Here is an 8887-nt window from a genome sequence, read left to right as displayed (position 1 = left end):
CGATTCGAATTTCTGCCGCTAACCGGGCGAGCAATTGCCGCCGCTCTGGCTCATCCGCGGCGACAATTTTCGCGCGCAGGTCCGCGCCCATCACACTTGCCGGAAGATCCGTCATTTCCGCCCTATCATCTCTACAATCGTAAGAATATTTATTCACTGTCGAATTTTCATACATCATTGCTGCGCCGCCTGCGCTCCGTCAAGCTAAAATCGCAGGAGATCGCTAGAAGTGTTCGCCGTCATAAGTAAGATTAAAGCGTCAGGCGGGACCTGATCGCTTCAACTTCATTGCTCTATGGTCGCTTGTTATTGTGCGGATACAGGGCTGGCGCGCTCAGTGAATGAGCCGCGTCGACCCTCATTGCTCACGACATCGGCTACACTCGGACGGCAAACCTGCTCATCCGGTTTAGCCCTGCAAATCTGCCTCAAGACGTCGCGCCAGCTCGGTCACGCTCTCACCCTTCAGCAAGCTGTCGTGATCCCCGTTGATTTTCGAGACCGTCAGGCTTCCAGCCAGGAACCGCCACACCTTGATCATGTGGTTCGAATGCAGGTTGCGATTGCTCGCACGCCTCTTGCCATCGTCTTCGACAGCGACATAGAAAAGAACGGCACCCGGGTACGGAACGGGCACGTATCGGTCGACCTCATCGTGCAGCCGGCGTACGAAATCCCCTTCCGTCTTCGTATATCGCAAATGCTCAATCAATTCATCTAACGGATGACCCGTCGTGAACGTATCGTGGGTCGTCTCGAGCGCCTTCCCCAGGATGCGCTTCACAAGCATGCGAAAGGACATTCTCGTCGTGCTTTGCCTATACAGCCAGTTCACCGTCCTGAGCGTGAGCATCTTCAACGCATTCGCTTTGACTGCGCTGTTGTGTGGCGCAAAATCAACCGCAACGAGATAGCGCACATCCCGCCCCATGGCCCTCAGTTGCTGCGCCATTTCGAATGCGACGACGACGCCCGCAGACCAACCGCCGACCACGAGGGGTCCCTGCGGCTGAAACGCTGCGACTTCCCTTGCGTAGTAAAGAGCGATGTCCTGGACGGAGGAGGCGAAGGATGCCGTTCTGTTTCGGCTCGGTGCACGCAGGCTGTAGAAGGGCTGGCCCGGGCCCAGCGATTTTGCCAACCGTATAGGGTCGGTTCCAAGGCCGGTTACGGAATGGACCCAGTAGATTGGTATCCGGTCACCCGTGACGTTTAGGGGGGCTATCGCCGTGTCCGCCCTGCGCAGCGCCTCCGCCCAGGTTGCGTTCGAAGCGAGCCGCTCCATTGTCGGGTGACAGGATAAGGCCCCCACTGCCGGCGCGTCGGATTGTCGAACTGCACCTTGTGTCAGGACAGGGGCGTGCACTGCTTCCATTCCAAAAAAAGCGCGACGGTCACCTCATGAAAAAGCGTAACGGCGGGACGGACCTTGCACAAGCTACTCCAATTTCAGCAAAATGGCTTAGAAGCAGGCTGGGGAGCTGCCAAAGCGGACGCCAGGCGGCATGTCATACACCGCCGATAACATAGAACGATCGCTGTTAGATCATGAGCGCGCCACAACCGGCCATCCCAGGGCTGTCAACTGTCACAAGCTGGCCCGGGGTATAACCCTTGGGAAAGGCGACAGACCAACTTCACAGCGGGACGACCTCTCCTAAATAGGTATACCGGACGATCGCGATTCCACCTTTTTAGGCGAGGCGCAGGCCCCGGACATTAGTGATAGCTTTGGCTGATCAAAGTGCGACACGATCGCAGATAAGGCTTTAAAGGCCAGATTTTTCTCACACCAGGTCTGATGGACAGGGACATCAGACGGAGCGATGAGATATGAGCGGTTCGAGACCCTTGTCTGAAGTGGTAGCTTCGTCGCGTCTCGCTACATGGATAGACCAGCCTACACAGAATTGTTTCCGCAATCTTATAAGAGATCGCGACGCGGCCACAGAGCCCACCCGCCTCCGGCTGGATAGGTTCCCCGAAACCACTGTGGAGGACCGCTTGAGTGACCGAGCCACCTAACTTTGCCACGACATCGATGGGGACGTGTTCGAACATCGTGTGCGTCCCGCTCCATCCAGTTAGCACAATAGGGACTAGATAGAATGAGCATTCGGTCCACCATCGTCGAACAAATCCACCGAGTGGCCCGACAGCAGGACAAACAGCTGAGCCCGCTGAGCGACGACCTGCCGCTTCTGGAGACCGGGCTCGACTCCCTTTGCTTTGCCATTCTTGTAGCGAACCTCGATGACGAACTCGGTCTCGATCCATTGAGTGACGAGGCCAACACGAACTTCCCGGTGACTTTGGGCGACTTTATCGCGATTTACGAGGCGGCCGCCGAACATGTCCCAACCTAGGCCCGCGTCGCTCATCGAGGTGATCGGACGCGGTCGCCCTGGCGACGCCTCCTTTGTAGCGAATGCTGCCCACAGGATTGCCTTGAGTGAGCTTGCCTCGAAGAAGAGCCTCGAAGCTGGGCCTCTCATGCGTGATCGCTGCGTGCTATTAGCAACGGTCTCACAGCTTGCGACGGTTCTTGCCCTTGTCGCGCTGGACGGTCTGGTCCGGCGTATCGTCATCTGCACGCCGGATTTATCGCAGGAGCATATAGAGCTCGCGATCAAGGATGCGGGCATCGACCTTATCGTAACCGAGGGTGGACGGTTCAGGCCAGATGTCGGCGGCGGCCTGCCCGTGATGCCATGTGGCGAGCATCTGCGGCACAACCAGACTGACAGTGGCGAACCGATCGCGACCGAATGGGTCCTATTCACCTCCGGCTCCACCGGTCGGCCGAAGATGGTTGTGCACAGTCTTGCGACATTGACGGGTGCCGTCGGGGACGGGGTCGGCTCAGGCGACGTGCCTCCGGTCTGGAGTACTTTCTATGATATCCGCCGCTATGGCGGTATGCAGGTGCTATTGCGGGCGCTGGCCTGCGGCGGATCGATGGTGCTGTCCGATTCGTCCGAGTCTCCGGCTCACTTTCTGCAGCGCGTGGGCCGCGCCGGGGTCACCCATATTTCGGGAACCCCATCCCAATGGCGGCGCGCGTTGATGAGTGGCGCCGCTGGCTCCATGGCTCCGCGGTACATCCGGCTTTCAGGAGAAGCCGCCGATCAAGCCATCCTCGACAACTTGGCGCGTCATTTCCCGCATGCACAGGTGGCGCACGCCTTCGCGTCAACCGAGGCAGGTGTGGCTTTCGACGTGCGAGATGGTAAGGCCGGCTTTCCCATCACGCTCCTCTCCGCCGAAGGACCGGTCCAGCTGCGGGTGGAAGATGGTTCGTTGCAGATCCGCTCTGCGCGCATCGCGACGCGCTATCTCGGAGCAGAGACGACCATGCTCGCGGGACCGAATGGCTTTGTCGACACCGGCGACATCGTCGAGCAACACGGCGACCGATACCTTTTCGTAGGACGTCGCAACGACATCATCAACGTCGGGGGACTCAAAGTTCATCCCGGGGCAGTTGAATCGGTAATCAACCGGCATCCGGCCGTGAGCATGTCCCGCGTATCATCCCGCAGGAGCCCGATCACTGGCTCCATCGTCGTTGCCGATGTCGTTTTACGGGGAGAGGACAGTAGCTCTGCCGCGGTGCAGACGACTCTCATGGAATTTTGCCGGCAGTCACTGCCGCCGCATGAGGTTCCCGTTTCACTTCGGATTGTCTCGTCCTTGGCTCTCTCCGCCTCTGGCAAGTTGGCACGCCACTATGCGTAACGTCATCGTCACCGGAGGGAGCCGAGGTTTGGGGCTCGGGATCAGTGAAGCCCTCGCCGCAGCGGGTTTCGCTGTCTACGCCGTAGCCCGCAAACTCACACCCGAGCTTTCCCGGGCGATCGACTCTGCCGCTGAAGCAGGATCCGGCGCTCTTCATTTCCGTTCCTGCGACCTGGCCGAGACCACGGAACTCGGCTCCTTCGTCAAATCCGTCAGAGCAGACGGGGGGCCGATCTATGGCCTCGTCAATAATGCGGGTCTCGGCACCTCCTCTCTGGCTAGTCAAATCCTGGACGCCGACGCGGAGCGTCTGGTGCGCTTGAATGTCACGGTTCCTGTGCTTCTGACAAAGCATGTCCTGCGATCCATGCTCGCCATCGGTACGGGCAGGATTGTCAATATCTCCTCGATCGTCGCCGAGACGGGCTATGGCGGGCTCTCCGCCTATAGCGCGACCAAGGCTGCGATGAACGGATTTACGGGATCGTTGGCGCGCGAGTTGGGACCGGCCGGGATCACCGTGAACGCCGTGGCGCCCGGCTTCGTCGCGACCGAGATGACGCAGGAGCTGTCCGACGTCGACCGAACCAAAATCGAGCGGCGTTCGGCGCTCCGCCGGATGGTCGAGATCACCGACGTCGCTTCGGCGGTGGCGTTTCTAATGAGCGACAAAGCCCGCAACATCACGGGTACTGTGATGACGGTCGATGCAGGTACCACGGCATGAGACATGATCCGCGGCCGAGCGGCATTGCCGCATCGTCATCGGAGCGGATTGCAGGCAGGCAACGACGTTTTTTGGACGGTAGGGCAATGCGTCACGAAACAATCGCACTTCACGCGGGCTTCGAGGCGGACAGCGCAACCCGGGCCATGGCTGTGCCCATTTATCAGACTGTCGCCTACGAATTTGAAAGTGCGGACCACGCCGCCTCGCTCTTCAACCTGGAGACCGAGGGCTATCGCTATAGCCGGATAAGCAATCCAACGAACGTCGTGCTGGAGCGGCGTGTTGCGGCGCTGGAAGGCGGAGTTGAAGCCATGAGTGTGGCTTCCGGGCAGGCGGCGTTGCATTGCGCCATCTCCAATCTCGTCTCTCCTGGATGCAACATCGTATCCGTCCCACAGCTTTACGGCACCACCCACAGCCTGTTCGCACACTACTTTCCGAATAACGGCGTGCAGGTGCAGTTTGCCGAGGGCGACAGTCCGGACGATATCGCGAAGCTGGTCAATGCCGATACGCGCGCGGTCTACTGTGAAAGCGTCGGCAACCCGGCCGGGAACGTGGCGGATATCGCGGCGCTCGCGGATGTCGCCCACCGCGCGGGCGTGCCTTTGGTAGTTGACAACACCGTCGCGACACCAATCCTCACCAGGCCGATCGAGCATGGTGCTGACATCGTCGTGCACTCTCTCACGAAGTTCATGGGTGGTCACGGAACGACGCTTGGCGGAATCGTGGTCGACGGTGGCACTTTCCCATGGGACCGGTATCCGGATCGCTTCCCGATGTTTTCGACGCCTGACCCGTCCTATCACGGCCTGATCTATACGGAACGTTTTGGCAGGGCCGCCTACATGGCGCGCTGCCGTAGCGTGTTCCTCCGCACCGTAGGCGCTGCCTTGGCGCCGGTGAGTGCCTTCCTCCTGCTTCAGGGGATCGAGACCGTGGCCATCAGAGTCGAACGTCATGTCGAAAACGCGGCAAAGGTCGCGCAGTTCCTTCGGGATGATCCGCGCGTTGAGTGGATCAACTATGCAGGCTTTTCGACAAACCGCTATCATCAACTCGTCCAGAAGTACCTGGGTGGCCATGCCTGCTCGCTCATGACCTTTGGCGCTGTCGGCGGTTACCAAGGCGGCGTTCGCTTCTATGACGCGCTCAAGTTGGTCAAGCGCGTTGTCAATCTCGGCGATGCCAAGTCTCTTGCCTGCCATCCGGCATCGACCACGCATCGCCAGATGTCGGAGGCTGATCAGGTGAAGGCAGGTGTTACACCGTCGACAATTCGCCTGAGCATCGGGATCGAGCATATCGACGATATTCTGGACGATCTGGATCAAGCCTTGGCGGCGGCTACCGGGCTCAGTGGTCAACAGGAGACTCATCTTGAGACGCCCGATTGGGCGGGGCGGGTGCCGGCATGAGCAGTATAGGCACGAGGAGCGCGCCCGGATCTGGCAACGGCGCCGGTCGCCCCCTGACGATCGGACTGGTCAACAACATGTCGGGTGCCAGGGCAGCGACGGAGCGGCAGTTTAGGCAACTGCTTTTCGCCGCCGGCGTGGAGCATGACCTGCATTTGCGCTGTTTCTGCGCGGGAACCGCACCGATACCCGCAGGCTATGCCGATTTGACGGATCTCCTGGAGGGCGAAGCTGATGGCATCATCGTAACCGGTGCGGAGCCGCAAAGCCGGGACCTGCGTGACGAGCCACTCTGGCACACCATGGTTCGCTTGGTAGACTGGGCCGAAGCCCATGGCACGCCGGCACTGTGGTCCTGTCTCGCGGCCCATGCCGCGGTCCGCTACCTCGATGGCATTGACCGCAAGCCGTTCCCCGAGAAGCTTTCCGGTGTCTTTCCTGGCGTCACAGCGCGGGTCGATCATCCACTCATGCAAGGGACGAAGCCGCCATGGCTGATGCCGCATTCACGCCGGAACGATCTTCCTGAAAGCGATTTGGAGAGCGCGGGCTACAGTATTCTTCTGAAAGCAGAGGAGGCGGGTGTCGAAGTTTTCGCGAAGGTAGGGCGTGCACCCTTCGTCTTCTTTCAGGGACATCCCGAGTATGACTCAGATACGCTTCTGCGGGAATTTCAGCGTGATGTGCGGCGGTACCAGCGCGGCGAATGCCCGACGGCCCCTCCCCTGCCACGGCATTATCTTTCACCGGCCGCCACGATTCATGCCGCCGCGCTTCGCGATTTGCCACTCGCCGCGGAAAACCAGCGTGAGGAGGCAGCGGCAGCCTTAACTGAATGGGGGAAGGCGCTCGGACCCGCGCCGTGGCTTCCGACATCCCTGGCATTCTACCGGAACTGGCTCATCGATGTGGCGCTTTGGAAGGAAGGTGGCATGGCGGCAGGCCGGAAGCAGCATGGCATGATGACGCATCAGCCGCTGCTTGAATTGGGTCTCACGCCATGAGGCTGGCGGCCTTGGAAGAGACGGCGCCGGGGCCAATGGCAGACCAGATCCGTCCAATGTCGGGCCTGTTTTGCGCCGATGGGGACTATGTGCGCTACGAGGATTTGCTCACGGAGATTCTGCGGGAGGCGCGGCAGCGCGTATGCGAGGGCCGCGTCGCGCCCGTCCTGAGTGCCAGCGTGTTCCGAGATCGGCTTTCCACCTACGACTTCGTGGAGCCGAAGCCGCTTCAGTCAACGATCGAGTGGGTTGTCAACCAGCTGGAACAGGGCGTCGTTCAGGTGACGAACCCACGCTACTTCGGATTGTTCAATCCTGCGCCCTGCCTTCCTGCGGAGCTTGCCGAGCGGATTGTCGCGGCCTTTAATCCCCAGCTTGCGACCGCGACGACGTCCCCGGCAGCCATCGAGATCGAGCGCCATGTGATCCGCGCCTTCGCCGAGCGGGCAGGGCTTCCCGCAGAGGCTGGCGGCCATTTTGCGTCTGGCGGATCCGAGGCCAATTTCACGGCACTCCTCTGCGCCATGGCGCAGGCCGATCCCGCTTTTGTCGACAAGGGCATATTGGCGTTCGATGGACCCCCGACCTTCTATGTTTCCGACGATGCGCATCGTGCCTGGCTAAAGATAGCGGTTCAGTGCGGTCTTGGACACGGCGCTGTGCGGCTCGTCCCAACCGATGACGAGGGTCGCCTGAACCCTGAAGTCCTGGGCGTCATGCTCGAGCACGACAAGCAAAAGAACCTCGTGCCTGTCATGATCGCAGCGACCGCGGGCACCACCGGTGCTGGTATCATCGATCCTCTGCATGCTTGCGCCGACCTGGCGCGTCAACACGGTCTCTGGTTCCACGTCGATGCAGCCTGGGGCGGAGGTCTGCTCGTCTCCAACAAGATGCGAGGCCTTCTAGCCGGCATTGAGCACAGTGATTCGGTCACGATCGATGCCCATAAATGGCTTGCGACCACCATGGCATGCTCTCTCTTCATTACCCGCCATCCCCTGGTCCTGAAACGCGCTTTCTTTGTCGACAGCAGCTACATGCCGCCCTCGGACCAGTCGACGGATCCGCACACAACGACACTCCAATGGTCTCGGCGTTTTCTGGGGCTTCGCCTCTTTCTTTCCCTGGCGACAGTCGGTTGGCAAGGCTACAGCGACCATGTCGAGCGTTCGGTTGAGCTCGCCGATCTTCTGGCACAGCAGCTCATGATGCGGGGGTGGGTTGTTGCCAACAGGTCCCGACTTGCCGTCGTTTGCGCGATCCCGCCGCAGGGATTCCCGGCGGTCGCGGAGATCGCACAGGCAGTCGTCGCCTCGGGAATTGCATGGATTTCCAAGACCAAATTCAAAAGTCAAGATGTGGTGCGAATCTGTCTGACCAACGGTCGCACTATGCCAGAGGACGTGTTGACCCTTGTCGAGCTCCTGAATGGATTTCGTTCGGCTGATGCGGTGAGGACGGCATGACCAGTTCATTCCGCATCACCTCCATATTGTTCGAACAATACAACCAGGGGCGAGGTTCGGATGTCGAGGACAGGATCCTGGGCCCGCACCCCGCCCCTGCCGTGGAGTCAAAACCAACAACACACAGAAGGAATTTGTCCAGTGGATACAATCGTCAGCCATGGCTACAAGAAAATTGTCGATGACATCTGCGAATTGGATTGGGCCAACCTCTCCAGCGAGGAGATGGTCGCAGCAGCCTGCGCATACTATTACTTTAGCATTCAGTTCCGTGAAAACCTGCAGATCGCGCGTAGCCTGTTCAGCTCTGACACGAAACTCGCGCAGTTGGAACGGGAGGAATGCGACACTTCGAATCTGTCGCCTTGGCCGGGGGTGGCGCTACCGGGCGAGAAAATGAATCACGACGAATTCATGCGGCGCACGCTGCTGCTGAACGTGATCCCGGCCGAGGCGGAAGCGCAAGCCAAGTTGGCTGGGGAGACCTATCTCGCTCAGGTCCGGAGCGAGGAGCCAATGGCCCGC

The 8887-nt window shown here is 60.0% G+C and carries 8 protein-coding genes; 7 read left to right on the top strand and 1 reads right to left on the bottom strand.

All coding sequences use genetic code 11. From position 1 onward, the window contains the following. Positions 1–409: 409 nt before the first annotated feature. The gene (locus tag VL752_RS05875) at positions 410–1285 is read right to left on the bottom strand and encodes a thioesterase domain-containing protein (RefSeq protein WP_325353108.1); all 876 of its coding nucleotides are present in this window, start codon (positions 1283–1285) and stop codon (positions 410–412) included. Between the two features lie 823 nt (positions 1286–2108). Between VL752_RS05875 and VL752_RS05870 the strand changes: the two genes are divergently transcribed. The 7 genes from VL752_RS05870 to VL752_RS05840 form a co-directional block, all read left to right on the top strand. Beyond that, positions 2109–2366, top strand: coding sequence for a hypothetical protein (locus tag VL752_RS05870; protein ID WP_325353106.1), 258 nt, complete (start codon positions 2109–2111; stop codon positions 2364–2366). Between the two features lie 82 nt (positions 2367–2448). Then, positions 2449–3738 carry an ANL family adenylate-forming protein gene (locus VL752_RS05865; RefSeq protein WP_325353104.1) on the top strand — a complete coding sequence of 430 codons (1290 nt, stop codon included), beginning with the start codon at positions 2449–2451 and terminating at the stop codon, positions 3736–3738. Beyond that, positions 3731–4465, top strand: a complete 735-nt coding sequence (locus VL752_RS05860) for an SDR family NAD(P)-dependent oxidoreductase (RefSeq protein WP_325353102.1) — start codon at positions 3731–3733, stop codon at positions 4463–4465. Before VL752_RS05865 ends, VL752_RS05860 begins: the two co-directional genes overlap by 8 nt. An 86-nt stretch (positions 4466–4551) precedes the next feature. Next, the gene (locus VL752_RS05855; RefSeq protein WP_325353100.1) at positions 4552–5889 is read left to right on the top strand and encodes an O-acetylhomoserine aminocarboxypropyltransferase/cysteine synthase family protein; all 1338 of its coding nucleotides are present in this window, start codon (positions 4552–4554) and stop codon (positions 5887–5889) included. Continuing rightward, entirely contained in the window at positions 5886–6893 is a 1008-nt protein-coding gene (locus VL752_RS05850) for a homoserine O-acetyltransferase/O-succinyltransferase family protein (RefSeq protein WP_325353098.1), read from the top strand. Before VL752_RS05855 ends, VL752_RS05850 begins: the two co-directional genes overlap by 4 nt. A gap of 35 nt (positions 6894–6928) precedes the next feature. After that, positions 6929–8362, top strand: coding sequence for a pyridoxal phosphate-dependent decarboxylase family protein (locus VL752_RS05845; protein ID WP_325353097.1), 1434 nt, complete (start codon positions 6929–6931; stop codon positions 8360–8362). Positions 8363–8503: 141 nt separating this feature from the next. Beyond that, the coding region (locus VL752_RS05840; RefSeq protein ID WP_325353095.1) for a hypothetical protein at positions 8504–8887 on the top strand (384 nt) is incomplete at its 3' end.

Source organism: Acidisoma sp., from assembly GCF_035492295.1.
Taxonomy (GTDB): Bacteria; Pseudomonadota; Alphaproteobacteria; order Acetobacterales; family Acetobacteraceae; genus Acidisoma.
This window is presented reverse-complemented; position numbering and strand designations above follow the sequence as displayed.